A 25,580-nucleotide genomic window follows, 5' to 3' on the forward strand; every position below is an offset into this window, starting at 1 on the left:
ATGACTCCGATTCTTGTTTTTGACATCGAGACGATTCCCGATGTCGACGGCATTCGCCGTCTGGAAGACCTCCCTGCAACGCTCGACGATGCCGCGGTGGCCGAACATGCATTCGCCGCGCGCCGCGAGAAGACCGGCAGCGATTTCCTGCCGCATCACCTGCAGCGGATCGCCGCGATCTCGTGCGTGTTCCGCGACAACAACGGTTTTCGCGTGCGCTCGCTCGGCACGCCGCAGGACAACGAAGCGACGCTGATCCAGTCGTTCTACCGCGTGATCGAGAAATACACGCCGCAGCTCGTGTCGTGGAACGGCGGTGGCTTCGACCTGCCGGTGCTCCATTATCGCGCGCTCGTGCACGGTATCCCCGCGACCCGCTACTGGGATCTCGGCGAGGACGACCGCGAATTCAAGTGGAACAACTACATCTCGCGCTATCACACGCGGCATACCGACCTGATGGACGTGCTCGCGATGTATCAGGCGCGCGCGAACGCGCCGCTCGACGCGCTGGCGAAGCTGTGCGGCTTTCCGGGCAAGCTCGGGATGGACGGCAGCCAGGTGTGGCCGGCGTTCCGCGATGGCCGGATCGACGAAATCCGCAACTATTGCGAAACCGACGTCGTCAACACCTATCTGCTGTACTGCCGGTTCCAGTTGATGCGCGGCGGCCTGACACCGAGCGAGTATGCGGACGAGATCCTGATCGTGAAGAATGCGCTCGCGCTCGAGCCGGCGCCGCACTGGGTCGAGTACCTGGCCGGCTTCGACGCGTAGCGGGGGCGGCCGGCGCCGCAATCGGCGCGGTCAGGCCAGCTCGAGCAGCACGGGCTGATGGTCGGACGCGCGCACGTCGCCGTCGATCTCGCAATACACGACGCGCGGCAGCAGCGTCTGGGTCACGAATACGAAGTCGCACGCGAGCGGCCCTTCCGGCCATTGCGCCGTATCGTGGACGCCGGCCGTCGGTGGCGGCGCGCGGCCCGGGTGTCGCGCGACCCAAGCGTCGACGAAGCGCGGCGCGTCCGCGATCGGGGCCAGGAAGCGCCGGTACGCGTCGCTGTCGAATGCGCTGTTGAAGTCGCCGCAGACGATCGCATCGCACGGCTGGCCGGTCGCGCTGAACGGTCCCTCGGCAGTCTCGGCCGGCGCCGGGTGTTTCGCGTGCGCGCAGGCCTCGCGATGCCGGCCGCGCAACGCATCGACCTGTGCGAGCCGCTGGCGCGCCGAATAATATTCCAGATGGGTCGTCACCACGCGCAGCGCGCCGAAGGGCGCCTGCAGTTCGACGTCGAGCGCGACGCGCGGCATCGACGGCGCGCCGGCGTCGGCCGGCCACGGCAGCCACTGGCGCAGCACGCGCCCGACCGGCAGCCGCGTCGCGATCGCATTGCCGAACTGGCGGCGCGATGCGCCCGGTTCGATTGCCGGCAGATCGGCGCCGATCGCTTCGATGATCGTGTAGCCGGGCAGCCGCGCCGCGAGTTCGGCGAACTGGTCGGGGCCCGGCTGCCCGGGCAGTGCGCCGAAGCCGCGCGTGACTTCCTGCAGGCACAGCACGTCGAAATCGCCGAGCCGCCGGATCGTCGAGACGGTGCGGGAAAGGTCGACGACGCCGTCCGCGTCCCGACCCCATTGGATGTTCCAGTCGATCAGTCGCATGGTCGAATCTCCTGCCGGTTGGGCGTCGGGCGTCAGGGCCGCGCCCTCGCGCGTTCCAGTGTCGTGCGCGCCCGTGGGCCGGGGGCTGTCAGCCGGCTGCGCGAGTTTCGGCGCCATGCAGGGCCGTCCCTGATCGAGTATCGACGGTCGCGCCATCCAAAGCGGGCGGTACGGGCCTTCGTCGTCTACAATCTCGCCTTCTTCAACGTTTGTCAGGAAAAGCTGGTGTCCGAAGCCGTCCCCACTTCTGCGCGCAAATCGAAAAATGCGCCCGTCGCGCCCGGGCCCGCCCCGGTTCTCGAGATCGAATCGCTCGACATGGAAGCGCGCGGTGTCGGCCGCACGATCACCGAGGACGGCGAGCCGGGCAAGGTCATCTTCGTCGAGGGCGCGTTGCCGGGCGAACGCGTGACCTATTCGAGCTACCGCCGCAAGCCGAGCTACGAGCAGGCGACGGTTGTCGATATTCTGCGCCCGAGCGTGATGCGCACGCAGCCGAAATGCAAGTTCTTCGGTACCTGCGGCGGCTGCTCGATGCAGCATCTCGACATGCGTGCGCAGGTGGCGGTCAAGCAGCGCGTGCTCGAGGACAACCTGTGGCACCTGGCGAAGCTGCGCGCGGAAACGATGTTCGCGCCGATCCACGGCCCGTCGTGGGGCTATCGCTACCGTGCGCGGCTGACCGTGCGCAACGTGGCGAAGAAGGGCGGCGTGCTGGTCGGGTTCCACGAGAAGAAGAGCAGCTACGTTGCCGACATGACGAGCTGCGAAGTGCTGCCGCCGCACGTGTCGGCGATGCTGGTGCCGCTGCGCCGGCTCGTCGAGGGGCTGTCGATCCGCGATCGGATGCCGCAGATCGAGCTGGCGGTCGGTTCGCAAGTCACGGCGCTCGTGCTGCGCGTGCTGGAGCCGATCAATGCGGACGACGAAGCGCTGCTGCGCGCGTTCGCGGACGAGCACAAGGTGCAGTTCTGGCTGCAGCCGAAGGGCCCGGACACGGTGACGCCGTTCTATCCGCTCGACGTGCCGCTCGACTACACGCTGCCGGAGTTCGGCATCCGCATGCCGTTCAAGCCGACCGACTTCACGCAGGTCAATCATCAGATCAACCGTGTGCTGGTGGGGCGTGCGCTGCGCCTGCTGGCGCCGTCGCGCGACGACCGCGTGCTCGACCTGTTCTGCGGCATCGGCAACTTCACGCTGCCGCTCGCGCGGCTGTCGCGCGAAGTGATGGGCATCGAGGGCAGCGACACGCTGACGACGCGCGCGCTCGCGAATGCACGCGAAAACGGTGTCGACGGCCACACGACGTTCGCGTGCCGGAACCTGTTCGAGGTGACGGGCGACGACCTCCGCGCGCTTGGCGCCTTCGACAAGTTCCTGATCGACCCGCCGCGCGAAGGCGCGCTCGCGGTGTCGAAGGCGCTGGCCGAGATCGCGCAGAGCGGCGCAGGCCCGCTGCCGAAGCGCATCGTCTACGTGTCGTGCAACCCGTCGACGCTTGCACGCGACGCGGGCCTGCTCGTGCACGAGGCCGGTTACCGGCTGAAGGGCGCCGGTGTCGTCAACATGTTCCCGAATACGTCGCACGTCGAATCGATCGCGCTGTTCGAGCGCGACTGAGCCGGGCGGCGGACGTAAAAAAACCGGCCCGAAGGCCGGTTTTTTCATGGGGCCCCGCGAACGTCAGTTGCGGTTGCCGCCGAAGATGCCGAGCAGGGCGAGCAGGTTCGTGAACACGTTGTACAGGTCGAGGTAGATCGCGAGCGTGGCCGAGATGTAGTTCGTCTCGCCGCCGTTCACGACGCGCTGGACGTCGAACAGCATGTATGCGGAGAAGATCGCGATCGCGAGCACCGACACGGTGAGCATCAGCGCCGGCAGTTGCAGGAAGATGTTCGCGACCGACGCGAGCAGGATCACGATCACGCCCATGAACAGCCACTTGCCGAGGCCCGAGAAATCGCGCTTGCTGACGGTGGCGATCGTCGCCATCGCGGCGAAGATGATGCCGGTGCCGCCGAACGCGAGCATGATCAGCGACGGGCCGTTCGAGAAGCCGAGGATGAAGCTCAGCAGCCGCGACAGCATCAGGCCCATGAAGAACGTGAAGCCGAGCAGCACGAACACGCCGGCCGCGCTGTTTTTCGTCCGCTCGATCGCGAACATGAAGCCGAACGCGATCGCGAAGAACGCGAGCAGGCTCATCATCGGGCTCGTGGCGGCGAACAGCGAGAAGCCCGTCGCGACGCCGACCCAGGCGCCCAGCACGGTCGGCACCATCGACAGCGCGAGCAGCCAGTACGTGTTCCGCAGCACGCGGTTGCGCACCTCGGCGGTGCTGACGGAACCGCCGCGGCCGAAATTGTACGGATAGTCGTTCATGGTTTCTCCTAACATTGAACGCGTGAGCGTCCGGGGCCGGTTCGGCGCACGCGGTGTGCGGCGCAGCAAACCGGAGCAGCTATGGCTAAGATACGTTCCGTGCCGGGAGGTTTCAATGGCCGTGCGGCAGAAAACATATGGATTCGGAACCTTTCACGTGTGTAAGGGTTCAATCGCAATGATACACGGGATCGTGCTACAATAGCGGATTCATTTGAACCTGTAACTTCTTAATTTTTTGGAGTTTTTATGGCAATCGAGCGCACCCTGTCGATCATCAAGCCGGATGCGGTGGCAAAGAACGTGATCGGCCAGATCTACAGCCGTTTCGAAGGCGCCGGCCTGAAGATCGTCGCATCGCGCATGGCACACCTGTCGCGTGCTGACGCAGAGAAGTTCTACGCGGTTCACGCAGCGCGTCCGTTCTTCAAGGACCTCGTCGATTTCATGATCTCGGGCCCGGTGATGATCCAGGTTCTGGAAGGCGAAGGCGCGATCCTGAAGAACCGCGACCTGATGGGCGCGACGGATCCGAAGAAGGCGGAAAAGGGCACGATCCGCGCCGATTTCGCCGACAGCATCGACGCGAACGCCGTTCACGGCTCGGACGCTGCGGAAACGGCAGCGGTCGAAATCGCGTTCTTCTTCCCGGAAATGAACGTTTACTCGCGTTAAGCCCTGGCTGACAGCAAGTAGGCAGGATTCAGCGTACGCGGCAAGGCAGCACATCATGACGAGCGAAACTTCCGTCAATCTTCTCGACTTCGATGCCGAGGGTCTTGTCGCGTACTGCGGCAGCCTGGGCGAGAAGCCGTTCCGCGCCAAGCAGTTGCAGCGCTGGATCCACCAGTACAACGCCGGCGATTTCGACGGCATGACCGATCTCGCGAAGTCCCTGAGAGAAAAGCTCAAGGGCCGCGCGTCGATCGTGATGCCCGAGATCGCCAGCGATCACGTTTCCACCGACGGCACGCGCAAGTGGCTGATCGACGTCGGAAACGGCAATGCGGTCGAAACCGTGTTCATCCCGGAAGAGACGCGCGGCACGCTGTGCGTGTCGTCGCAGGCCGGATGCGCGGTCAACTGCCGCTTCTGTTCGACGGGCAAGCAGGGCTTTTCCCGCAACCTGTCGACAGCCGAAATCATCGGCCAGCTCCGCATGGCCGAATTTGCATTGCGAGCGTCGCTGGGCCGCGCGCCTGGCCCGAACGGCAAGGCCGAACGGGTCGTCACCAACGTGGTGATGATGGGCATGGGCGAGCCGCTCCTGAATTACAGCGCGGTCGTGCCCGCGATGCGGCTGATGCTCGACGACAACGCGTACGGCCTGTCGCGCCGCCGCGTGACGCTGTCCACGTCCGGCGTGGTGCCGATGATGGATCGCCTCGGCGCCGAGTTGCCGGTCGCGCTGGCCGTTTCGCTGCACGCGCCGAACGATGCGCTGCGCGACGAGCTGGTGCCGCTCAACAAGAAGTATCCGCTTCGCGAGCTGATGGCTGCATGCCAGCGCTATCTGAAAGTCGCGCCGCGTGACTTCATTACATTCGAATACTGCATGCTGGACGGCGTCAACGACACCGAAGCGCATGCGCGCGAACTGCTGGCCGTCACGCGCGACGTGCCGTGCAAGTTCAATCTGATCCCGTTCAATCCGTTTCCGGAATCGGGCCTCATCCGCTCGAAGCCGGAGCAGATCAAGCGCTTCGCGCAGGTCCTCATCGACGCGGGTGTCGTCACGACCGTTCGCAAGACGCGCGGCGACGACATCGATGCCGCGTGCGGCCAGCTGGCCGGCGCGGTGAAGGACCGCACGCGCCTGGCGGAGCGAACGGGTGCAGCAGGAAAAATCATCGAAGTTCGGGCAGTTTGACGGGGGCACCTGGCCGGGGACGCCCGAACCCTTTGGCGGTGCAACACGCGAATAGCGATCGGTCGCGGCGCCTCGGCGCCGCGCATGGTATGGACAGTTGCGGGTGTCGGCCGGCAGGGCCGGCGGCGCCCGCCAGTGAAGAAGAATCGACGCGAGGACAAGGATGAGTGAGCCGCAGCCGACTAACGGCGCAGAGACGAATGCCGCGAAACCGGCACCGGCGGGACTGGAATCGCTGGCGGCGGTCGGCAGCCGGCTGGCGCAGCTTCGGGAGACGAAGGGCTGGTCGGTCGACGACGTATCGGCGCGACTCAAGGTCGCACCGCAGAAGCTCCGGGCGCTCGAGGCCGGCGACATCAGCCATCTGCCCGGTGTGACGTTCGCGCTCGGTGTCGTGCGCAGCTACGCGAAGATGCTCGGCGTCGATCCGGAGCCGTTCGCGCAGGCGTTGCGCCGTGAGCGCGGGGTGCCGGAAGTCGACCTGTCGATGCCCGCGTCGTCGGGGACGGATCTGCCGCGCGGCCGCGTGTCGATTCCGCTGGGCGGCTCGTCGCGTCATCATCCGTGGCTGTGGGGAACGGCGATCGTCGTCGTCGCGGTGGTCGCCGTACTGATGTGGCACACTGGCGGCGATTCGTCGGGCCTGCTCGCGCGCCTGAAGGGCAATGACGCGGAGCATGCGTCGGCGGCGAGCGCCTCGGCTGCCTCGCCGGCGGCTGCCGAAGAGGCGGCCGCGAGCGGCGCGTCGACCGTCTCCGCCAACGACGTTCCGGCCCCGGCGGCGGCATCCGCGGCGCCGGCGCAGGCAGTGGCATCCGCTGTCCCGGCGCCCGTGGCGACGGCCGCGGCATCGCAGCCGGTCGTGGTCGCGGCGGCGGCGAGCGCCGCCGTGCCGGTCCAGCCGGCGAGCGTCGCGGTCGCGGCAGGCCAGTCGATGATCGAACTGAAGGTCAAGCAGGATTGCTGGTTCAGCGTGCGCGACAAGAACGGCAAGGAGCTGTTCTCGGCGCTGGTGCGGGCCGGCGAGACGAAGCAGGTCGCCGGCGACGGGCCGTTCAAGGTCACGATCGGCAACAAGGCGGGCCTCGACGCAGTCGCGTTCGACGGAAAACCTGTCGATCCGGCAAAATATTCGGCAGCGCGGGGTAATGTGGCACGGTTCACGTTGCCCTGACGTCAAGCGCCGTGGCGAAGGCCTGTCGTCGATCTCGGCAGGCCGTGAGGGCACGGCGCTTTTTCAATTCATGCGCCGTGTCGCGGCGCATTCCGCGTAAATGGATCTATCGATGCAATCCGAAGCTCAATCCCCACGCAGCAGTCAGATTTGTTCAACCGAGCCGGTGTTCGGCGGGCATCAGCCGCGCCGCGTATCGCATGCGGTGGATGTCCGCTGGGGCGGGCAGCTCGTGACGATCGGCGGCGACGCGCCGGTGCGCGTGCAGTCGATGACGAATACCGACACGGCCGACGCGATCGGCACGGCGATCCAGATCAAGGAACTCGCGAACGCGGGCTCCGAACTGGTGCGCATCACGGTCAACACGCCCGAGGCCGCGGCCGCCGTGCCGGCGATCCGCGAGCAGCTCGACCGGATGGGCGTGACCGTGCCGCTCGTCGGCGATTTCCACTACAACGGCCACCTGCTGCTGCGCGACTACCCGGGCTGCGCGGAGGCGCTGTCGAAGTACCGGATCAACCCCGGCAACGTCGGCCAGGGTGCGAAGCGCGATACGCAGTTCGCACAGATGATCGAGGCCGCGGCCAAGTACGACAAGCCGGTGCGGATCGGCGTGAACTGGGGCAGCCTCGACCAGGATCTGCTCGCGCGCATGATGGACGAGAACGGCGCGCGTTCGCAGCCGTGGGACGCGCAGAGCGTGATGTACGAGGCACTGATCCAGTCGGCGATCGGCTCGGCCGAACGGGCGGTCGAACTCGGCCTCGGCCGCGACCGCATCGTGCTGTCGTGCAAGGTCAGCGGCGTGCAGGACCTGATCGCCGTGTACCGCGAGCTCGGCCGCCGCTGCGGCTTTGCGCTGCACCTCGGGCTGACCGAGGCCGGCATGGGCTCGAAGGGCATCGTCGCGTCGACGGCCGCGCTCGGCGTGCTGCTCCAGGAAGGGATCGGCGACACGATCCGCATCTCGCTGACGCCGGAGCCGGGCGCGTCGCGCACGGGTGAAGTGATCGTCGGCCAGGAAATCCTGCAGACGATGGGCCTGCGTTCGTTCGCGCCGATGGTGATCGCGTGCCCGGGCTGCGGCCGCACGACGAGCACGCTGTTCCAGGAACTCGCGATGCAGATCCAGACCTACCTGCGCGAGCAGATGCCGGTCTGGCGCAAGGCGTATCCGGGCGTCGAGAAGATGAACGTCGCGGTGATGGGCTGCATCGTCAACGGTCCGGGCGAATCGAAGCACGCGAACATCGGCATCAGCCTGCCGGGTTCGGGCGAGAACCCGGCCGCGCCCGTCTTCATCGACGGCGAGAAGGTCAAGACGCTGCGCGGCGAGCGGATCGCCGAGGAATTCCAGCAGATCGTCAGCGACTACGTCGCACGCAATTACGGCCGCACCGAGGCCCTGAACTAATTCGTCCACACACACGAACGATGACTGAACAGAAACGCAAGATCGAGAAGCTCACCGGCGTCAAGGGCATGAACGACATCCTTCCGCAGGATGCCGGCCTGTGGGAGTTCTTCGAAGCAACCGTGAAATCGCTGCTGCGCGCATACGGCTACCAGAACATCCGCACGCCGATCGTCGAACACACGCAGCTCTTCACGCGCGGCATCGGCGAAGTCACCGACATCGTCGAGAAGGAGATGTACAGCTTCACCGACGCGCTGAACGGCGAGAACCTGACGTTGCGCCCGGAAAACACCGCGGCCGTCGTGCGCGCGTCGATCGAGCACAACATGCTGTACGACGGCCCGAAGCGCCTGTGGTACATCGGCCCGATGTTCCGTCACGAGCGTCCGCAGCGCGGCCGCTACCGCCAGTTCCATCAGGTCGGCGTCGAGGCGCTCGGCTTCGCGGGTCCCGATGCGGATGCCGAGATCATCATGATGTGCCAGCGCCTGTGGGACGACCTCGGCCTGACCGGCATCAAGCTCGAGATCAACTCGCTCGGCCTGGCCGAAGAGCGCGCCGCGCACCGCGTCGAACTGATCAAGTACCTCGAACGGTTCGCCGACGTGCTCGACGAGGACGCGAAGCGCCGTCTGTATACGAACCCGCTGCGCGTGCTCGACACGAAGAATCCCGCGCTGCAGGAGATCGCGCAGAACGCGCCGAAGCTGATCGACTTCCTTGGCGAGGCATCGCGCGCGCACTTCGAAGGGCTGCAGCGCCTGCTGCTCGCGAACAACATTCCGTTCAAGATCAACCCGCGTCTCGTGCGCGGCCTCGATTACTACAACCTGACCGTGTTCGAGTGGGTGACCGACAAGCTCGGCGCGCAGGGCACGGTCGCGGCCGGCGGCCGCTACGATCCGCTGATCGAGCAGCTCGGCGGCAAGCCGACCGCCGCGTGCGGCTGGGCGATGGGCATCGAGCGGATTCTCGAGCTGCTGAAGGAAGAGGATCTCGCGCCCGAGCAGGAAGGCGTCGACGTGTACGTCGTGCACCAGGGCGAGACCGCGCGCGAACAGGCGTTCATCGCGGCCGAGCGCCTGCGCGATACGGGCCTCGACGTGATCTTCCACTGCAGCGCCGACGGCGCGACGGCAAGCTTCAAGTCGCAGATGAAGCGGGCCGACGCGAGCGGCGCCGCGTTCGCGGTGATCTTCGGCGAAGAAGAAGTCGCGAACGGCACGGTGGGCGTGAAAGCGCTGCGCGGTGCGGGCGCGGACGGGGAAAAGAACGTTCAGCAGACCGTACCGGTCGAAAGCTTGACCGAATTCCTAATCAATGCGATGGTTGCATCCGCCGAAGACGGCGACGACTGATCGCGCCGGCGTTCGCTCGACAAGAAAGGCCTGAACAGGAAGGAATCGCTCGCCGATGAGTTATCACGACGAACAAGAATCGATTGAAAGTCTCAAGGCGTGGTGGGCCCGCTGGGGCAACCTCACCACGTGGATCGTGCTCGCGGCGCTCGTCGTCGCGGCCGGTTTCAACGGCTGGAACTACTGGCAGCGCCGTCAGGCTGCCGAGGCGTCCGGGCTGTACGAGCAGGTCCAGAAGGCCGCCGCCGCGAACGACAAGGCGACGATGGCCCGCGCGGCCGCCGACATGGAAGACAAGTTCGGCAGCACGCCGTATGCACAGATGACGGCGCTCACGGCCGCGAAGACGCTGTACGCGGCCGGCGACGCGGCGGGCGCGAAGGCGCAGCTGCAATGGGCGGTCGATCACGCCAAGGACGACGAGTACAAGCAGATCGCGAAGCTGCGCCTCGCGTCGCTGCTGCTCGACGAAAAGGCGTACGACGCGGGCCTCACGCTGCTGTCGGGCACGCCGGTCGAAGCGTTCAAGGGCCTCGTGGCCGATCGCCGCGGCGATCTGCTGGCCGCGCAAGGCAAGACCGACGATGCGCGCGCCGCTTACAAGCTCGCGCTCGACGGCCTGTCGAAGGACGACCAGTCTGCGCGCCAGCTCGTGCAGTTCAAGCTGGACGCGCTCGGCGGCTGAATCGCGGTCCCCTCAACCTCTTAACTTCTGCTTCGCTAACCGATGAATTTGCTGAAACGTTACGCTGTGCCCGTCGCCTGCGCGGCGGCTGTCCTCGCATTGGCGGCCTGCTCGTCGTCGAAGGACGCGCGCCGCGTGCCGACGCCGCTGACCGAGTTCAAGCCCGTCATGGACGTGCAACAGGTCTGGAAGGCAAGCGTCGGCAAGGGCGGGCGCTACCTGTTCTCGCCGGTGGCCGTGGGCGACGCCGTTTATGCGGCGGGCGAAAACGGTTCGGTCGAGAAGATCGATGCGAAGACGGGCCAGACCGTCTGGCGCGCGAAGGTCGGCTCCGACCTGTCGGCCGGGGTCGGCAGCGACGGCAACCTGACCGCGGTCGGCGCGCTGAAGGGCGGCGTGTTCGTGCTGGGTCCGGACGGCAAGCAACTGTGGAAGACCAGCGTGCAGGGCGAGATCTTCTCGCCGCCGCTCGTCGGCAACGGCCTCGTGATCGTCCGCACGATCGACGGCCAGGTGATCGCGTTCAACGCGCAGACGGGCGAGCAGAAGTGGAACTACCGCAACCGCGCGGTGCCGCTGAACCTGCGCGTGTCGGCCGGCATGACGTTCGCGGGCGACGCGGCGGTACTGGCGGGCTTCCCGGGCGGCGGTCTCGTCGCGATCAACCTGCAGACGGGCGAGCCGTTCTGGCAGACCCCGGTGTCGTTCCCGAAGGGTGTGACCGAGGTCGAGCGCATCAACGACGTCAGCGGCCCGCCGACGCTCGTCGGCGCGGAAGCCTGCGCGGTGACGTTCCAGGGTCAGCTCGGCTGCTTCGACGCGAACTCGGGCCGCCCGCTGTGGGAAAAGCCGTTCTCGAGCCGCAGCGGTCTGGCGCAGGACGATTCGGTGGTCGCCGGCGGCGACGACTGGTCGATCGTGACGGCGTACGACGCGGCGTCCGGCAACCAGCTGTGGCGCAACGACAAGCTGAAGAGCCGTGACGTCGGCGTGCCGTACCTGCTCGGGCACGCGGTCGTGATGGGCGACTACAAGGGCTTCGTGCATTTCCTGTCGCGCGAAGACGGCAGCTTCATCGCGCGGATGAAGACCGACGGCAGCGCGATTACGGCGGCGCCGGTCCTCGCGGGCAATACGCTCGTCGTGCAGACGAAGGACGGCGGCCTGTACGGATTCCGTCCGCGCTGATAAGCAGGAAACACGTGTGGCCGCGGCGCGGCGGGCTTGTCCCGCGCGCCCCGGCCGTGCAGCATGAAGGCGGCCGGTGCTCCCGGCCGCTCGGTATTTGAAAGGCAGTTCGAGACGAAAGACGACGGCGCGCAACGCGCGCCCGGCGCGCGCATCCGGCGCGGCGCGAATTCGTGATATTTTCATTCAGCGCAGCCGCCCGCAGCAGCGGGCCTCCCGCTGCTGCGCATCACCGTAGAAAACACAGATGAAACCGGTCATTGCCCTCGTTGGGCGCCCCAATGTGGGGAAATCCACGCTGTTCAACCGGCTCACGCGCTCGCGCGATGCGCTGGTCGCCGACCTGCCTGGCCTGACGCGCGATCGCCATTACGGCGAAGGGCGCGTCGGCGAACGGCCGTACCTGGTCGTCGATACGGGCGGCTTCGAACCCGTCGCGAAGGACGGCATCCTGCACGAGATGGCGCGCCAGACGCGGCAGGCCGTCGAGGAAGCCGACATCGTCGTGTTCATCGTCGACGGCCGCAACGGGCTGGCGCCGCAGGACAAGTCGATCGCCGACTACCTGCGCAAGACCGGCCGGCCGATCTTCCTCGTCGTCAACAAGGCCGAGGGGATGCGGTACACGGCGGTCGCGGCCGACTTCTACGAGCTCGGGCTCGGCGACCCGCGCGCGATCTCGGCCGCGCACGGCGACGGCGTGACCGACATGATCAACGAGGCGCTGGCGGTGGCTTACGCCGACCGTCCGGAGGAAGAGGACGAGAACGACCCGTCGCGCGGCATCAAGATCGCGATCGTCGGCCGTCCGAACGTCGGCAAGTCGACGCTCGTGAACGCGCTGATCGGCGAGGATCGTGTGATCGCGTTCGACATGCCGGGCACGACGCGCGATTCGATCTACGTCGACTTCGAGCGCAACGGCAAGAAATACACGCTGATCGACACGGCCGGCCTGCGCCGCCGCGGCAAGGTGTTCGAGGCGATCGAGAAGTTCTCGGTCGTGAAGACGCTGCAGTCGATCTCCGACGCGAACGTCGTCATTCTTCTGCTGGATGCGCAGCAGGACATTTCCGACCAGGACGCGCACATCGCCGGCTTCGTCGTCGAGCAGGGCCGTGCGCTCGTGATCGGCGTCAACAAGTGGGACGGCCTCGACGAGCACGCGCGCGACCGCGCGAAAGCGGATTTGACCCGCAAGCTGAAATTCCTCGATTTCGCGAAATCGCACTTCATTTCGGCCGCGAAGAAGACGGGCATCGGCGCGCTGATGCGCTCGGTCGACGACGCGTACGCGGCGGCGATGGCGAAGCTGCCGACGCCGAAGCTCACGCGCGCGCTGATCGAGGCCGTCGAATTCCAGCAGCCGCGCCGTCGCGGCCCGGTGCGTCCGAAGCTGCGCTACGCGCACCAGGGCGGCCAGAATCCGCCGCTGATCGTCATCCACGGCAACGCGCTCGACGCGGTCACGGAAACCTACAAGCGCTACCTCGAAAACCGGTTCCGCGAAACTTTCTCGCTGACCGGGACTCCATTGCGCATAGAGTTCCGTTCGTCGAACAACCCGTACGCGGACAAGGGCTGACGCACGCCTGTCATGCGTCCCGCAAGGGTAGGCCGTAAGGCCTGCGCGGCGGGCGGGGCAGGCAAAATCAGCTATAGTGTAGCGATTGGCGCCGGATCTCTTTTTCTTTCCCGCCAATCCAGATCAACCTGCAAAAAAAGATGGAGTACGCCATGAGCAACAAAGGGCAATTGTTACAAGACCCGTTTTTGAACGCACTGCGCAAAGAGCACGTTCCCGTTTCGATTTACCTCGTCAACGGCATCAAGCTGCAAGGGAACATTGAATCGTTCGACCAGTACGTCGTGTTGCTCCGTAATACGGTGACCCAGATGGTCTACAAGCACGCCATCTCGACGGTCGTGCCGGCGCGCCCGGTGAATTTCCACCCGGACGCGGAAGCCTCGTCCTAACCTATCGCAGCGGCCGGCATCCGGTCGCCGCGAGCGACCGATGCCAGCCGCCTTATCTTGACACCCGATAATTTGATCAACGCAGCGCTCGTCGGCATCGATTTCGGCAAGACCGATTTCGAAGCCAGTCTCGAAGAACTCAGTCTTCTCGCCTCCAGCGCGGGGGCCCGTCCCGCCGTCACCCTCACGGGTCGTCGCTCCAGTCCCGATGCCAAGATGTTCATCGGCAGCGGCAAAGCCGAAGAACTGCGGCTTGCCTGCGACGCGCACAACGTCGAAATCGTCATCTTCAATCACGCCCTGGCGCCGGCCCAGCAACGCAATCTGGAGCAGGCACTTAACAGGCGTGTGGTCGACCGCACCAGCCTCATCCTCGACATCTTCGCGCAGCGTGCCCGCAGCCATGAAGGCAAGCTGCAGGTCGAACTCGCGCAGCTTCAATACCTGTCGACGCGGCTCATTCGCGCGTGGACCCACCTTGAACGCCAGAAGGGCGGTATCGGCCTGCGCGGCCCCGGCGAAACGCAGCTCGAAACCGACCGCCGGCTGATCGGCGAGCGCATCAAGATGCTGAAGTCGCGGCTCGACCGGCTGCGCCGTCAGCACAGCACCCAGCGTCGGCAGCGCACGCGCAGCGGCACGATGTCGGTATCGCTCGTCGGCTATACGAACGCGGGCAAGTCGACGCTGTTCAATGCGCTGACGAAAGCGCAGGCGTACGCGGCCGACCAGCTGTTCGCCACGCTCGACACGACGTCGCGGCGGGTGTACCTCGGCGACGAGGTCGGCCAGATCGTCGTGTCCGATACGGTCGGGTTCATCCGCGAGCTGCCTCACCAGCTCGTCGCGGCATTCCGCGCGACCCTCGAGGAAACGATCCACGCGGATCTGCTGCTGCACGTGGTCGATGCATCGAGCGCGGTCAGGCTCGAACAGATCGAGCAGGTCAACGGCGTGCTGCACGAGATTGGCGCGGACACGATCCGGCAGGTGCTGGTGTTCAACAAGATCGACGCGGTGCCTGAGCTGGCGGCCCGCGGCGACGCGGTCGAGCGGGACGAATATGGTAATATTTCGCGCGTCTTTTTGAGCGCGCGCACCGGTCAGGGTCTTGATACGTTGCGTGCCGCCATCGCCGAAATCGCCTCCGCGGAACACCTTTCCAGCGCGACGTTACCCAGCGGCGCGCTCGACGGCGCACCCGCTGAACCACACGAAGACCACACGATTTCCGAACACGGGCGCTAACCGGCCTCGGCCGGTTCGCCGGCGTCTTATCTGGTGAACAAACTCTGGTGAACGAATACAACGAGCGGATTACCTGGCGGCGGATGCGTGCCTTGCTGTCGATCAACGATCCCCGCTGGGGACGCGGCGAAGGCAATGGCAAGGACGGATCCCGTCCGCGTTCGAATGAATCGAAGCGTCCGCAAGGCGGCGACGGCGATGGTCCGCCCGATCTCGACGAGATGTGGCGCAACTTCAACCGGCGCCTGAGCGGCCTGTTCGGCGGCAAGGGCGGCAACGGCCTGCGTCCCGACAACGGCCGGGCCGCGCGAGTCGGCGTCGGCATCGTGATCGGCGTGCTGGTCGCGGTTTACGCGGGCAGCGGGCTGTTCGTCGTGCAGGACGGCCAGACGGGCGTCGTGCTGCAGCTCGGCAAGCTGTCGGGCACGGTTGGCCAGGGCGTGCACTGGCGCCCGCCGTATCCGTTCGCGTCCCACGAGATCGTCGATACGTCGCAGGTCCGCTCGATCGAGATCGGCCGCAACAACGTCGTGCGTCTGGCGAACGTGAAGGAAGCGGCGATGCTGACGCGCGATGCCGACATCGTCGACGTGCGTTTCATCGTTCAGTACCGGATCCGTTCCGCCACCGATTACCTGTTCCGCAGCGTCGACCCCGAGCGCAGCGTCTCGCAGGCCGCGCAGGCCGCGGTGCGCGCGATCGTCGGCACGCGCAGCGCGGCCGACATGCTGAACCAGGACCGCGACGCGCTGCGCGAGCAGCTGTCCACCGCGATCCAGCGCGATCTCGACCGCTACCAGTCGGGGCTCGAGGTGACGGCCGTCACGATGCAGAGCGTCGCGGCGCCCGAGCAGACGCAGGCCGCCTACGCCGAAGTCGCGAAGGCACGCGACGAGCGCGAGGCCGCGAAGCGCGCCGCGCAGGCGTATGCAAGCGACCTGCTGCCGAAGGCGCAGGGCGACGCCGCGAAGCTCGTCGACGAAGCGAAGGCGTATGCCGATCGCGTGGTCACGCAAGCCGAGGGCGATGCCGACCGCTTCAAGCAGGTCTACGCGCAGTACTCGAAGGCGCCCGCGGTGATCCGCGAGCGGATGTACCTCGAGACGATGCAGGAAATCTATTCGAACGCGACGAAGGTGTTCGTCGGCAACAAGGGCGGCAACAGCGTCGTCTACCTGCCGCTCGACAAGCTCGTCGAGCAGGGGCGGCAGAACGCCGCGGCGTCGACCGGCGCATCCGCGCCCGATGCGGCGTCGGCACCGGCAGCCGTTGCGCCGGCCGCCGCCGCCGTACCCGCGAGCGCCGCACCGGCGGCCGCGGCGTCGGGCGTCGACGTGCTGCGATCGCGCGAAGTGTTTCGCAGCCGGTCGCGCGAAGACGATACGAAGTAACGGGGAGCGCAGAACATGAACCGAATCATTGCGCTCGTCGTCGCGATCGTGATCGTTGCCTTCGCGGCGTCCTCGACGGTCCTGACCGTCGATCCGCGTCATGCGGCCGTGCTGTCGGGCCGTGACGGCGCGCAACCCGAACTCGCGGGCCCGGGCCTCCACTTCAAGCTGCCGCCGCCGTTGCAGACGGCCACGCTGATCGACACGCGCCTGCAATCGCTCGAGTCGTCCGATCCGCTGCAGCTCGCCACCCAGGACAAGCACGACCTGCTCGTCGCGTATGCGGTGAAGTACCGGATCAGCGATCCGCTGAAGTATTTCACGGCGACCGGCGGCGATCCGGCTGCGGCTGCCGACCGCCTGGCCGGCGCGCTGAAGGGTGCGCTCGGCGACGCGTTCGGCCAGCGCGCGCTCGACGACGCCCTCGGCGGCCAGCGCGCGATCGCCGATGCGGCCCGCGATGCGGTCAAGGCGAAGGCGTCGGGCTTCGGCGTCGACGTCGTCGACGTCCAGCTGACGCGCGTCGACCTGCCGGCTGCACAGACGGATGCCGTTTATCAACGGATGATCGGCACGCTGCGCGATCAGGCGGCGCAGGTGCGTGCGGAAGGCGCGGCCGACGTCGAGCGGATCAAGGCCGATGCCGAACGTGAGCAGCAGGCCGTGCTCGCGAACGCATACAAGTCCGCGCAGACGATCAAGGGCGAGGGGGACGCGAAGGCCGCGACGATTGCCGCCGATGCGTTCGGCCGCGATCCGCAGTTCTATCAGTTCTACGCGAGCCTGCAGGCCTACCGGAATACGTTCAAGCGCAACGACATCATCGTCGTCGATCCCGACAGCGAGTTCTTCCGCTTCATGCGCAGCCCGACGGGCGGCGCCGCACCGGCGGCGCCTGCTCCCCGCAAACATTGACTTTGAGGCGCCGCGTCGAGCGGCGCCGTCGCTCGCATGGACCTGGCTGGCTCGTTGTTGCTCGCAGTAGCGCTGATGCTGATCATCGAGGGGGCGTTCCCCTTCGTGTTTCCCGTCGCCTGGCGCGACACGTTTCGTAGAATAGCTGAGCGGCCGCCGCATCATATCCGGATCGGCGGCCTGATCGTGATGGCGCTCGGGCTCGTGCTGCTGCTGCTCGCCACGTGATCCGGACGGCGCATCCGCCGTCCGTCCCGCCCGATTCCGAAGTTCCGATTCAACTCGCGGCGCGCGTGGCGCGCGCCGTTTCCCGTCGTAGGACCGTACCGATGTCGACCTGGTTACTTCCCGAGAATATCGCCGACGTACTGCCGTCGGAAGCGCGCAAGATCGAGGAGCTGCGCCGCAGGCTGCTCGACCGCTTCCGTTCGTACGGCTACGAAATGGTGATGCCGCCGTTGCTCGAGTATCTCGAGTCGCTGCTGACGAGCGGCGGCAGCGACCTGCGCCTGCGCACCTTCAAGCTGGTCGACCAGCTGTCGGGCCGCACGCTCGGCCTGCGCGCGGACATCACGCCGCAGGTCGCGCGGATCGATGCGCACCTGTTGAACCGCCAGGGCGTGACGCGCCTGTGCTACGCCGGCCATGTGATGCATACGCGCCCGCGCGGCCTGCACGCGACGCGCGAGCAGATCCAGATCGGTGCCGAAATCTACGGGCATGCCGGGCTGGAAGCCGACCTCGAGATCCAGCAGCTGATGCTCGACGCGCTGCATCTCGCGGGCCTGTCGCGCATCCGTCTCGACCTCGGCCATGCGGGCGTGCTCGCGGCGCTGCTGGCGCGCGACGCGCAGGCCGCCGAGCGCGGCGAGTCGCTGTACGACGCGCTGTCGGGCAAGGACGTGCCGCTCCTGAACGAACTCACCGACGATCTCGGCGCCGATACGCGCGCCGCGCTGCGCGCGCTGCCGAGCCTTTACGGCGATGCGGGCGTGCTCGCCGAGGCGCGCACACGCTTGCCGGTGCTGCCCGAAATCACGCGGGCGCTCGACGATCTGGCGCAGCTCGCGTCGCAGGCGAAGGGCGCGGAAGTGGCGATCGACCTCGCCGACCTGCGCGGTTATGCGTACCACAGCGGCGCGATGTTCAGCGCGTACATCGACGGCGTGCCGAACGCGATCGCGCGCGGCGGCCGGTACGACCACGTCGGCCAGGCGTACGGCCGTGCGCGCCCGGCAACGGGCTTCTCGCTCGACCTGCGCGAGCTCGCGCGGATCTCGCCGGTCGAGGCGCGCGGCACCGCGATTCTCGCGCCGTGGGCGCAGGACGACGCGCTGGGCGCGGCCGTCGCCGCGCTGCGCGATGCGGGCGAGGTCGTGATCCAGGCGCTGCCCGGCCACGACCACGTGCTCGACGAATTCGCATGCGATCGTTCGCTCGTCGAGCGTGACGGCGCATGGGTGGTCGAACCCCGATAAACAGGCGTTCGCGGGCCGTGCTTCGACGTGCATATCGTTGAAGCGAAACGGAAAAATTCGGAATCGCCCGCGAACATAGGTAGAATACGTTTTTAACCAGCTAACGAATCAACATGTCTGCCAGCGCAGTGAACGTGACTCCCGGGCGCAATGTCGTCGTCGTGGGAACGCAATGGGGTGATGAAGGCAAGGGCAAGATCGTCGACTGGCTGACGGACCACGCTCAGGGCGTCGTGCGTTTCCAGGGCGGTCACAACGCCGGCCACACCCTCATCATCGGCGGCAAGAAAACGATCTTGCGCCTCATTCCGTCGGGCATCATGCGTGAAGGCGTCGCCTGCTACATCGGCAACGGCGTCGTCCTGTCCCCCGAAGCACTGTTCAAGGAAATCGGCGAGCTCGAAGAAGCCGGCGTGAACGTGCGCGACCGTCTGTTCATCTCCGAAGCCACGACGCTGATCCTGCCGTACCACATCGCGATCGACCAGGCGCGCGAAGCGCGCAAGGGCGCGGGCAAGATCGGCACGACCGGCCGCGGCATCGGCCCGGCGTACGAAGACAAGGTCGGCCGTCGCGCGCTGCGCGTGCAGGACCTGTTCGACGCGAAGACCTTCGCCGACCGCCTGCGCGAAAACCTCGATTTCCACAATTTCGTGCTGACCCAGTACCTGGGCGGCGCGGCCGTCGATTTCCAGGCCACGCTCGACACGATGCTCGGCTATGCCGACCGCCTGAAGCCGATGGTGGCCGACGTGTCGCGCCGCCTGTACGACGCGAACAACGCGGGCCAGAACCTGCTGTTCGAAGGCGCGCAGGGCACGCTGCTCGACATCGACCACGGCACCTATCCGTTCGTCACGTCGAGCAACTGCGTCGCGGGTGCGGCGTCGGCCGGCGCGGGCGTCGGTCCGCAGAAGCTCAACTACATCCTCGGCATCACGAAGGCGTATTGCACGCGTGTCGGTTCGGGCCCGTTCCCGAGCGAACTGTACGATGCGGACAATCCGCAGCGCCAGGACCAGGTCGGCGTCACGCTCGCGAACGTCGGCAAGGAATTCGGTTCGGTCACCGGCCGTCCGCGCCGCACGGGCTGGCTCGACGCAGCCGCGCTGCGCCGCTCGATCCAGATCAACGGCGTGTCGGGCCTGTGCATGACGAAGCTCGACGTGCTCGACGGCCTCGACGAAGTCAAGCTGTGCGTCGGCTACAAGATCGACGGCAAGGACGTGGACATCCTGCCGCGCGGCGCCGCCGACGTGGCGCGTTGCGAACCCGTATACGAAACCTTCCCTGGCTGGAAGGAAAGCACGGTCGGCATCAAGACGTGGGATGCGCTGCCGGTGAACGCGCAGGCATACCTGTCCCGTGTCCAGGACGTGGCCGGCGTGCCGGTCGACATGGTGTCGACGGGCCCGGACCGCGACGAAACGATCCTGCTCCGCCATCCGTTCAAGGTGTAATTCCAAGATGACGCAGCAAATCACGATGACGGCGGCAGACTTGATGACCGATCCGCGCAACGACGACAAGAACCTGTGGGTAGGCTGGGACGAGTATCACCGTCTGATCGAGTTGCTCGCGCTCCAGGTGCACGCGTCGGGCTGGAAGTTCGACCAGATCCTGTGCCTCGCGCGCGGCGGCCTGCGCGTCGGCGACCAGCTGTCGCGCATCTACGACGTGCCGCTCGCGATCCTCGCGACGAGTTCGTACCGCGAAGCGGCCGGCACCGAGCAGGGTGAGCTCGACATCGCGCAGTACATCACGATGACGCGCGGCAACCTCGCGGGCAACGTGCTGCTGGTCGACGATCTCGTCGATTCGGGCGTCACGCTCGCGCGCGTGCAGGAGCACCTGAAGGAGCGTTACCCGTCCGTGACGGCCGTTCGCTCGGCCGTCCTCTGGTACAAGGGTTGCTCGAAGGTCAAGCCCGACTATCACACGCAGTTTCTGCCGACGAATCCGTGGATTCATCAGCCGTTCGAGGAGTGGGACACGGTGCGTCCGCACAACCTCGAGGCGTGGATCAAGCGCGGTCGCGCGCAGCGCGACGGTTCGGGCGCGTAAGCGCCCGGCCGATCGAAGGAAAGCCTGGTACGGCGCCGCTTGCGGCGCCGTTTTTCATTGCGCGGCGGGGGCGTCGGGCGGTGCGTTTCACGAATCCGATAGTAGGCAGACGGCGCTGCCCCGGCTATGATGGCAGCCCTGCCACAGCTCGCGCCGGATTGCATGCGCAGCGTGGATCACGTGGTTCCAAGGCAACAGAGCAGGGCGGCGTTTCACGGGGGCGCGAGTAGAATAGCGCTCGTTTTGTCCGACCCGGACCCGATTATTACGCTTCATATGAACGACACGATCCACGCGACCGACGCCGCACACGCGCCGCATTCGACGCAACAACACTCGATGCGGGCGCTAGCGATAGCAGCCATCGGCGTCGTGTTCGGCGACATCGGCACCAGCCCGCTGTATTCGCTGAAGGAGGCGTTCAGCCCCGCACACGGCATTCCGCTCACCGAAGGATCGATTCTCGGCGTGATCTCGCTGCTGTTCTGGGCAATCATCCTGGTGGTCGGCGTCAAGTACCTGCTGTTCGTGATGCGGGCCGACAACAACGGCGAAGGCGGCGTGCTGGCGCTGATGGCGCTGTCGCTGCGGCCGCTCGACTCGAAGACCCGCGTCGCGGGCGCGCTGATGGCGCTCGGGATCTTCGGCGCGTGCATGTTCTACGGCGACGCGGTGATCACGCCGGCGATCTCGGTGATGTCGGCGGTCGAAGGTCTCGAAATCGCGACGCCGCACCTGTCCCACCTCGTGTTGCCGATCACGATCGTGATCCTGATCGCGCTGTTCTGGATCCAGCGTCACGGCACCGCACTGGTCGGCAAGCTGTTCGGCCCGATCATGGTGCTGTGGTTCGTCGTGATCGCGGCGCTCGGCGTGTACCACATCGTGCGCGTGCCGGGCATCATCGCGGCCGTCAACCCGTATTACGCGGCGTCGTTCATGGCCGACCACCTGCTGCAGGCCTACGTCGTGCTCGGCTCGGTCGTGCTGGTGCTGACCGGCGCGGAAGCGCTCTACGCGGATATGGGCCACTTCGGGGCGAAGCCGATCCGGATCGCCGCGTACGGGCTCGTGATGCCGTCGCTCGTGCTGAACTACTTCGGCCAGGGCGCGCTGCTGATCCAGAATCCGAAAGCGATCGAAAACCCGTTCTTCCTGCTGGCGCCCGAATGGGGGCTGCTGCCGCTCGTCGTGCTGTCGACGGTCGCGACCGTGATCGCGTCGCAGGCCGTGATCTCGGGCGCCTATTCGCTGACGTCGCAGGCGATCCAGCTCGGCTACGTGCCGCGCATGAAGGTGCTGCACACGTCCGAGCTCGCGATCGGCCAGATCTACGTGCCGGTCGTGAACTGGCTGCTGCTGTTCGTGATCCTCTGCATCGTGGTCGGCTTCAAGAGCTCCGACAATCTCGCGGCCGCGTACGGCATCGCGGTGACGGCGACGATGGTGATCACCACGGTGCTCGCGTGCGTCGTGATGGTGAAGGTGTGGAACTGGAACCGGTTGCTGGTCGGCGCGATCATCACCGTGTTCCTCGCGATCGACCTCGGCTTCTTCGGCGCGAACCTGCTGAAGGTCGCGCAGGGCGGCTGGCTGCCGCTCGGCATCGGCGCGCTGCTGTTCTTCCTGCTGATGACCTGGTACAAGGGGCGTCACATCGTCAAGGAACGCACGGCGGCCGACGGTATTCCGCTCGAGCCGTTCCTGCAGGGCTTGCTCGCGCATCCGCCGCATCGCGTATCGGGCACCGCGATCTACCTGACCGGCAACGACAAGCTCGTGCCTGTCAGCCTGCTGCACAACCTGAAGCACAACAAGGTGCTGCACGAGCGGACCATTTTCCTGACGTTCGTCACGCGCGACTTTCCCTATGTGCGCGACGACAAGCGCCAGACCTCGCGCGATGCGGGCGGCGGGCTGTACATCGTCAAGGCCGAGTACGGCTTCAACGAGACGCCGGACGTGAAGGCCGTCCTCGAGGAATTCGGCCGCGCGCACGACATGACGTTCGAGCTGATGGACACGTCGTTCTTCCTCGCACGCGAAACGGTCGTGCCGACCCATCTGCCCGGGATGTCGATCTGGCGCGAGCGCGTGTTCGCGTGGATGCACCAGAACGCCGCGAAGCCGACCGACTTCTTCTCGATTCCGGCGAACCGCGTCGTCGAGCTCGGCACGAAGATCGAGATCTGACCGGACGCGGCGCGCGGGCCGTTCAGCCGCGCGCCACGGCTGCCGGTGCATAAAAAAGCCCGCCTTTCGGCGGGCTTTCTTCTGGCGGCGGCTTTCGCGTGTTCAGCGCTTCAGCTTCGCGAATGCCGCGGCCATCGCGCCGGCCGGTTCCGGCTCGCGCGAGCGCTGCGGGCGAGCCGCGCCGCGCGCCGCGTTGCCGCGATCCTGGCCGCCGCGCGACGACATGCCGGGCGCTGCCGCGTCGTCGTCGAGGCGCATCGTCAGCGCAATGCGCTGGCGCTTCACGTCGACGTCGAGCACCTTCACCTTGACGACCTGGCCGGCCTTCACGACTTCGTGCGGGTCCTTGATGAACTTCGTCGACATCGCGGACACATGGACGAGGCCGTCCTGATGGACGCCGATATCCACGAACGCACCGAACGCGGCGACGTTCGTCACGACGCCTTCGAGCGTCATGCCCGGCACGAGATCCGACACCTTCTCGACGCCTTCGCGGAACGTCGCGGTCTTGAATTCCGGCCGCGGATCGCGGCCCGGTTTCTCCAGTTCGGACAGGATGTCGCGCACGGTCGGCAGGCCGAAACGTTCGTCAACGAATTCCGTCGGGGACAGGCCCGACAGCGCTTCGCGGTTGCCGAGCACGTCGTCGATGCGCTTGTTGATCTTCGCGAGCATCCGTTCGACGACCGGATAGGCTTCGGGGTGCACCGACGAGCGGTCGAGCGGGTTCTCGCCGCCGTTGATGCGCAGGAAGCCGGCGGCCTGCTCGAAGGTCTTGTCGCCGAGGCGCGGCACCTTGCGCAGGTGCTCGCGCGACGGGAACGGGCCGTTCGCATCGCGGTAGTCGACGATGTTGCGGGCGAGCGTCGCGTTCAGGCCCGACACGCGCGCCAGCAGCGGGACCGATGCGGTGTTCGCGTCGACGCCGACCGCGTTCACGCAATCCTCGACGACCGCGTCGAGCGAACGCGCGAGTTCGCGCTGGTTCACGTCGTGCTGGTACTGGCCGACGCCGATCGCCTTCGGCTCGATCTTCACGAGCTCCGCGAGCGGGTCCTGCAGGCGGCGTGCGATCGACACGGCGCCGCGCAGCGATACGTCGAGCTCCGGGAATTCCTTCGCGGCGAGCTCGGACGCCGAATAGACCGACGCGCCGGCTTCGGACACGACGATCTTCTGCAGGCGCAGCTCCGGGTGCTTCGCGATCAGTTCGCTCGCGAGCTTGTCGGTTTCGCGCGACGCGGTGCCGTTGCCGATGCTGATGAGTTCGGCCTGCGTCTGCGCGGCGATGCGGGCGAGTTTCGCGATCGAGCCGTCCCAGTCGCGGCGCGGCTCGTGCGGGTAGATCGTGTCGGTCGCGAGCACCTTGCCGGTGCGGTCGACGACCGCGACCTTCACGCCCGTGCGCAGGCCGGGGTCGAGACCGATCACGGCCTTCGGGCCGGCCGGCGCGGCCAGCAGCAGGTCGTTCAGGTTGCGCGCGAACACGCGGATCGCCTCGGTTTCGGCCGTTTCGCGCAGTTGCGTGAGCAGTTCGTTCTCGATATGCGGCTGCACCTTCACGCGCCAGCACCAGCGGCAGACGTCGGACAGCCATTTGTCGGCCGGGCGGTTCTGGTTCGCGATGCCGAAATGGCGCGCGATCATCGCCTCGCCGGGATGCGGCACCTGCGCGTCGAGCTCTTCGCCGAGGCCGAGCTTGACCGTCAGGACGCCCGCGTTGCGGCCGCGGAACAGCGCGAGGGCGCGGTGCGACGGCACGGTCTTGATCGTTTCCGCGTAGTCGTAATAGTCGCGGAATTTCTCGCCTTCCTCGTTTTCCTTGCCCTCGACGACCGCCGACGACACGACGCCCTGGTTGTGCAGGTAGTCGCGCAGCTTGCCGAGCAGCTCGGCCGTTTCGCCGAACTGTTCGGACAGGATGTCGCGCGCGCCGTCGAGCGCGGCCTTCACGTCGGCGACACCCTTGTCGGCGTCGACATACGCGGCCGCCTCGGCCTGCGGGTCGAGCAGCGGGTTCGCGAGCAGGGCCTGCGCGAGCGGCTCGAGGCCGGCTTCGCGGGCGATCTGCGCACGCGTGCGGCGCTTCGGTTTGTACGGCAGATAAAGGTCTTCGAGCACCTGCTTGCTGTCGGCCGCGTCGATCGCGGCGCGCAGTTCGTCCGTCAGCTTGCCCTGTTCGTCGATGCTCGACAGGATCGCCGCGCGGCGATCCTCGAGTTCGCGCAGATACAGGAGACGTTCCTCGAGCTGGCGCAGCTGCGTGTCGTCCAGGTTGCCGGTCACTTCCTTGCGGTACCGGGCAATGAACGGAACGGTCGAGCCTTCGTCGAGGAGTTGCACGGCCGCCGCGACCTGGCGCGGCTGGACGGACAGTTCGGTGGCGATGCGCTGTACGATCTTGAGTGCTACGGTTTCCGTCATGTCGTGGATGATCTGCCTGCTGAAATCGCGGCGCGGGCCGGCAGGCCCGACGCGGCGGGCTGCATGGCGGGCCCGACGGGCCTGATGCCGCGGGTGAGTGAAGCGGGGCATTTTGCCATAAATGGCGGAGCGTCCAGCCGGGGGT

Annotated in this window: 22 protein-coding genes; 19 read left to right on the forward strand and 3 right to left on the reverse strand. The window is 66.6% G+C overall.

All coding sequences use genetic code 11. The annotated features are described in order from the left end of the window. A complete protein-coding gene (locus tag AC0KUR_RS24240; RefSeq protein WP_034188642.1) occupies positions 1–777 on the forward strand; it encodes a 3'-5' exonuclease in 777 nt (258 codons plus the stop codon). 30 nt (positions 778–807) lie between these two features. Here the strand turns inward: AC0KUR_RS24240 and AC0KUR_RS24245 are convergent, their stop codons facing one another. Beyond that, positions 808–1,662 carry an endonuclease/exonuclease/phosphatase family protein gene (locus AC0KUR_RS24245; protein ID WP_473376507.1) on the reverse strand — a complete coding sequence of 285 codons (855 nt, stop codon included), beginning with the start codon at positions 1,660–1,662 and terminating at the stop codon, positions 808–810. 318 nt (positions 1,663–1,980) lie between these two features. Here AC0KUR_RS24245 and rlmD point away from each other — a divergent pair, with 318 nt between their 5' ends. Then, positions 1,981–3,285: a 23S rRNA (uracil(1939)-C(5))-methyltransferase RlmD gene (rlmD, locus tag AC0KUR_RS24250; RefSeq protein ID WP_233622711.1), complete on the forward strand. Its 1,305-nt coding sequence runs from the start codon at positions 1,981–1,983 to the stop codon at positions 3,283–3,285. A 63-nt stretch (positions 3,286–3,348) separates the two neighbouring features. On the opposite strand, the gene AC0KUR_RS24255 is transcribed toward rlmD, so the two are convergent. Further along, on the reverse strand, positions 3,349–4,047 hold the full coding sequence (locus tag AC0KUR_RS24255; protein ID WP_006761414.1) for a Bax inhibitor-1/YccA family protein: 699 nt from the start codon (positions 4,045–4,047) through the stop codon (positions 3,349–3,351). Between the two features lie 249 nt (positions 4,048–4,296). Between AC0KUR_RS24255 and ndk the strand changes: the two genes are divergently transcribed. From ndk to AC0KUR_RS24340, 17 genes are all read left to right on the forward strand, one after another. Next, a complete protein-coding gene (ndk, locus tag AC0KUR_RS24260; protein ID WP_006478674.1) occupies positions 4,297–4,722 on the forward strand; it encodes a nucleoside-diphosphate kinase in 426 nt (141 codons plus the stop codon). A gap of 55 nt (positions 4,723–4,777) precedes the next feature. Further along, on the forward strand, positions 4,778–5,917 hold the full coding sequence (rlmN, locus tag AC0KUR_RS24265) for a dual-specificity RNA methyltransferase RlmN (RefSeq protein ID WP_006484457.1): 1,140 nt from the start codon (positions 4,778–4,780) through the stop codon (positions 5,915–5,917). A gap of 163 nt (positions 5,918–6,080) precedes the next feature. Further along, positions 6,081–7,091: a helix-turn-helix domain-containing protein gene (locus AC0KUR_RS24270; RefSeq protein WP_473376508.1), complete on the forward strand. Its 1,011-nt coding sequence runs from the start codon at positions 6,081–6,083 to the stop codon at positions 7,089–7,091. Between the two features lie 112 nt (positions 7,092–7,203). Then, the gene (gene ispG, locus AC0KUR_RS24275; protein ID WP_034188974.1) at positions 7,204–8,508 is read left to right on the forward strand and encodes a flavodoxin-dependent (E)-4-hydroxy-3-methylbut-2-enyl-diphosphate synthase; all 1,305 of its coding nucleotides are present in this window, start codon (positions 7,204–7,206) and stop codon (positions 8,506–8,508) included. 20 nt (positions 8,509–8,528) lie between these two features. Next, on the forward strand, positions 8,529–9,869 hold the full coding sequence (hisS, locus tag AC0KUR_RS24280) for a histidine--tRNA ligase (protein WP_034188638.1): 1,341 nt from the start codon (positions 8,529–8,531) through the stop codon (positions 9,867–9,869). A 55-nt stretch (positions 9,870–9,924) separates the two neighbouring features. Then, a complete protein-coding gene (locus AC0KUR_RS24285) occupies positions 9,925–10,554 on the forward strand; it encodes a tetratricopeptide repeat protein (protein WP_049028713.1) in 630 nt (209 codons plus the stop codon). 42 nt (positions 10,555–10,596) lie between these two features. Continuing rightward, positions 10,597–11,742 carry an outer membrane protein assembly factor BamB gene (gene bamB, locus AC0KUR_RS24290; protein WP_473376509.1) on the forward strand — a complete coding sequence of 382 codons (1,146 nt, stop codon included), beginning with the start codon at positions 10,597–10,599 and terminating at the stop codon, positions 11,740–11,742. A gap of 247 nt (positions 11,743–11,989) precedes the next feature. Beyond that, entirely contained in the window at positions 11,990–13,327 is a 1,338-nt protein-coding gene (der, locus tag AC0KUR_RS24295; protein ID WP_049029189.1) for a ribosome biogenesis GTPase Der, read from the forward strand. A gap of 152 nt (positions 13,328–13,479) precedes the next feature. Next, positions 13,480–13,719: an RNA chaperone Hfq gene (gene hfq, locus AC0KUR_RS24300; protein ID WP_006399927.1), complete on the forward strand. Its 240-nt coding sequence runs from the start codon at positions 13,480–13,482 to the stop codon at positions 13,717–13,719. Positions 13,720–13,791: 72 nt separating this feature from the next. After that, positions 13,792–14,967: a GTPase HflX gene (gene hflX / locus AC0KUR_RS24305; protein ID WP_473376517.1), complete on the forward strand. Its 1,176-nt coding sequence runs from the start codon at positions 13,792–13,794 to the stop codon at positions 14,965–14,967. Positions 14,968–15,014: 47 nt separating this feature from the next. Next, positions 15,015–16,358 (forward strand): FtsH protease activity modulator HflK, encoded by a 1,344-nt coding sequence (gene hflK, locus AC0KUR_RS24310; RefSeq protein WP_175029011.1) that lies wholly within the window; start codon positions 15,015–15,017, stop codon positions 16,356–16,358. 15 nt (positions 16,359–16,373) lie between these two features. Beyond that, complete coding sequence (gene hflC, locus AC0KUR_RS24315) at positions 16,374–17,273, forward strand: protease modulator HflC (RefSeq protein ID WP_049034102.1); 900 nt, start codon at positions 16,374–16,376, stop codon at positions 17,271–17,273. 36 nt (positions 17,274–17,309) lie between these two features. Next, positions 17,310–17,501 carry a DUF2065 domain-containing protein gene (locus AC0KUR_RS24320; protein ID WP_009687995.1) on the forward strand — a complete coding sequence of 64 codons (192 nt, stop codon included), beginning with the start codon at positions 17,310–17,312 and terminating at the stop codon, positions 17,499–17,501. A gap of 101 nt (positions 17,502–17,602) precedes the next feature. Next, entirely contained in the window at positions 17,603–18,751 is a 1,149-nt protein-coding gene (locus AC0KUR_RS24325) for an ATP phosphoribosyltransferase regulatory subunit (protein ID WP_034188631.1), read from the forward strand. A 113-nt stretch (positions 18,752–18,864) separates the two neighbouring features. Next, positions 18,865–20,211, forward strand: coding sequence for an adenylosuccinate synthase (locus AC0KUR_RS24330; protein ID WP_034188630.1), 1,347 nt, complete (start codon positions 18,865–18,867; stop codon positions 20,209–20,211). Between the two features lie 7 nt (positions 20,212–20,218). Continuing rightward, positions 20,219–20,815: a phosphoribosyltransferase gene (locus tag AC0KUR_RS24335; RefSeq protein ID WP_006485899.1), complete on the forward strand. Its 597-nt coding sequence runs from the start codon at positions 20,219–20,221 to the stop codon at positions 20,813–20,815. 276 nt (positions 20,816–21,091) lie between these two features. Further along, positions 21,092–23,008 carry a potassium transporter Kup gene (locus AC0KUR_RS24340; protein WP_049036608.1) on the forward strand — a complete coding sequence of 639 codons (1,917 nt, stop codon included), beginning with the start codon at positions 21,092–21,094 and terminating at the stop codon, positions 23,006–23,008. Between the two features lie 102 nt (positions 23,009–23,110). Here the strand turns inward: AC0KUR_RS24340 and AC0KUR_RS24345 are convergent, their stop codons facing one another. Further along, entirely contained in the window at positions 23,111–25,435 is a 2,325-nt protein-coding gene (locus tag AC0KUR_RS24345) for a Tex family protein (protein ID WP_034188628.1), read from the reverse strand. Positions 25,436–25,580: the final 145 nt, after the last annotated feature.

This window comes from Burkholderia sp. YHN3-13, from assembly GCF_055810675.1.

Bases quoted from the DNA above. Each gene is read 5' to 3' on its own strand.
- AC0KUR_RS24240 (WP_034188642.1), top strand. From the start codon at position 1: ATGACTCCGATTCTTGTTTTTGACATCGAGACGATTCCCGATGTCGAC.
- AC0KUR_RS24245 (WP_473376507.1), bottom strand. From the start codon at position 1,662: ATGCGACTGATCGACTGGAACATCCAATGGGGTCGGGACGCGGACGGC.
- rlmD (WP_233622711.1), top strand. From the start codon at position 1,981: ATGGAAGCGCGCGGTGTCGGCCGCACGATCACCGAGGACGGCGAGCCG.
- AC0KUR_RS24255 (WP_006761414.1), bottom strand. From the start codon at position 4,047: ATGAACGACTATCCGTACAATTTCGGCCGCGGCGGTTCCGTCAGCACC.
- ndk (WP_006478674.1), top strand. From the start codon at position 4,297: ATGGCAATCGAGCGCACCCTGTCGATCATCAAGCCGGATGCGGTGGCA.
- rlmN (WP_006484457.1), top strand. From the start codon at position 4,778: ATGACGAGCGAAACTTCCGTCAATCTTCTCGACTTCGATGCCGAGGGT.
- AC0KUR_RS24270 (WP_473376508.1), top strand. From the start codon at position 6,081: ATGAGTGAGCCGCAGCCGACTAACGGCGCAGAGACGAATGCCGCGAAA.
- ispG (WP_034188974.1), top strand. From the start codon at position 7,204: ATGCAATCCGAAGCTCAATCCCCACGCAGCAGTCAGATTTGTTCAACC.
- hisS (WP_034188638.1), top strand. From the start codon at position 8,529: ATGACTGAACAGAAACGCAAGATCGAGAAGCTCACCGGCGTCAAGGGC.
- AC0KUR_RS24285 (WP_049028713.1), top strand. From the start codon at position 9,925: ATGAGTTATCACGACGAACAAGAATCGATTGAAAGTCTCAAGGCGTGG.
- bamB (WP_473376509.1), top strand. From the start codon at position 10,597: ATGAATTTGCTGAAACGTTACGCTGTGCCCGTCGCCTGCGCGGCGGCT.
- der (WP_049029189.1), top strand. From the start codon at position 11,990: ATGAAACCGGTCATTGCCCTCGTTGGGCGCCCCAATGTGGGGAAATCC.
- hfq (WP_006399927.1), top strand. From the start codon at position 13,480: ATGAGCAACAAAGGGCAATTGTTACAAGACCCGTTTTTGAACGCACTG.
- hflC (WP_049034102.1), top strand. From the start codon at position 16,374: ATGAACCGAATCATTGCGCTCGTCGTCGCGATCGTGATCGTTGCCTTC.
- AC0KUR_RS24320 (WP_009687995.1), top strand. From the start codon at position 17,310: ATGGACCTGGCTGGCTCGTTGTTGCTCGCAGTAGCGCTGATGCTGATC.
- AC0KUR_RS24325 (WP_034188631.1), top strand. From the start codon at position 17,603: ATGTCGACCTGGTTACTTCCCGAGAATATCGCCGACGTACTGCCGTCG.
- AC0KUR_RS24330 (WP_034188630.1), top strand. From the start codon at position 18,865: ATGTCTGCCAGCGCAGTGAACGTGACTCCCGGGCGCAATGTCGTCGTC.
- AC0KUR_RS24335 (WP_006485899.1), top strand. From the start codon at position 20,219: ATGACGCAGCAAATCACGATGACGGCGGCAGACTTGATGACCGATCCG.
- AC0KUR_RS24340 (WP_049036608.1), top strand. From the start codon at position 21,092: ATGAACGACACGATCCACGCGACCGACGCCGCACACGCGCCGCATTCG.
- AC0KUR_RS24345 (WP_034188628.1), bottom strand. From the start codon at position 25,435: ATGACGGAAACCGTAGCACTCAAGATCGTACAGCGCATCGCCACCGAA.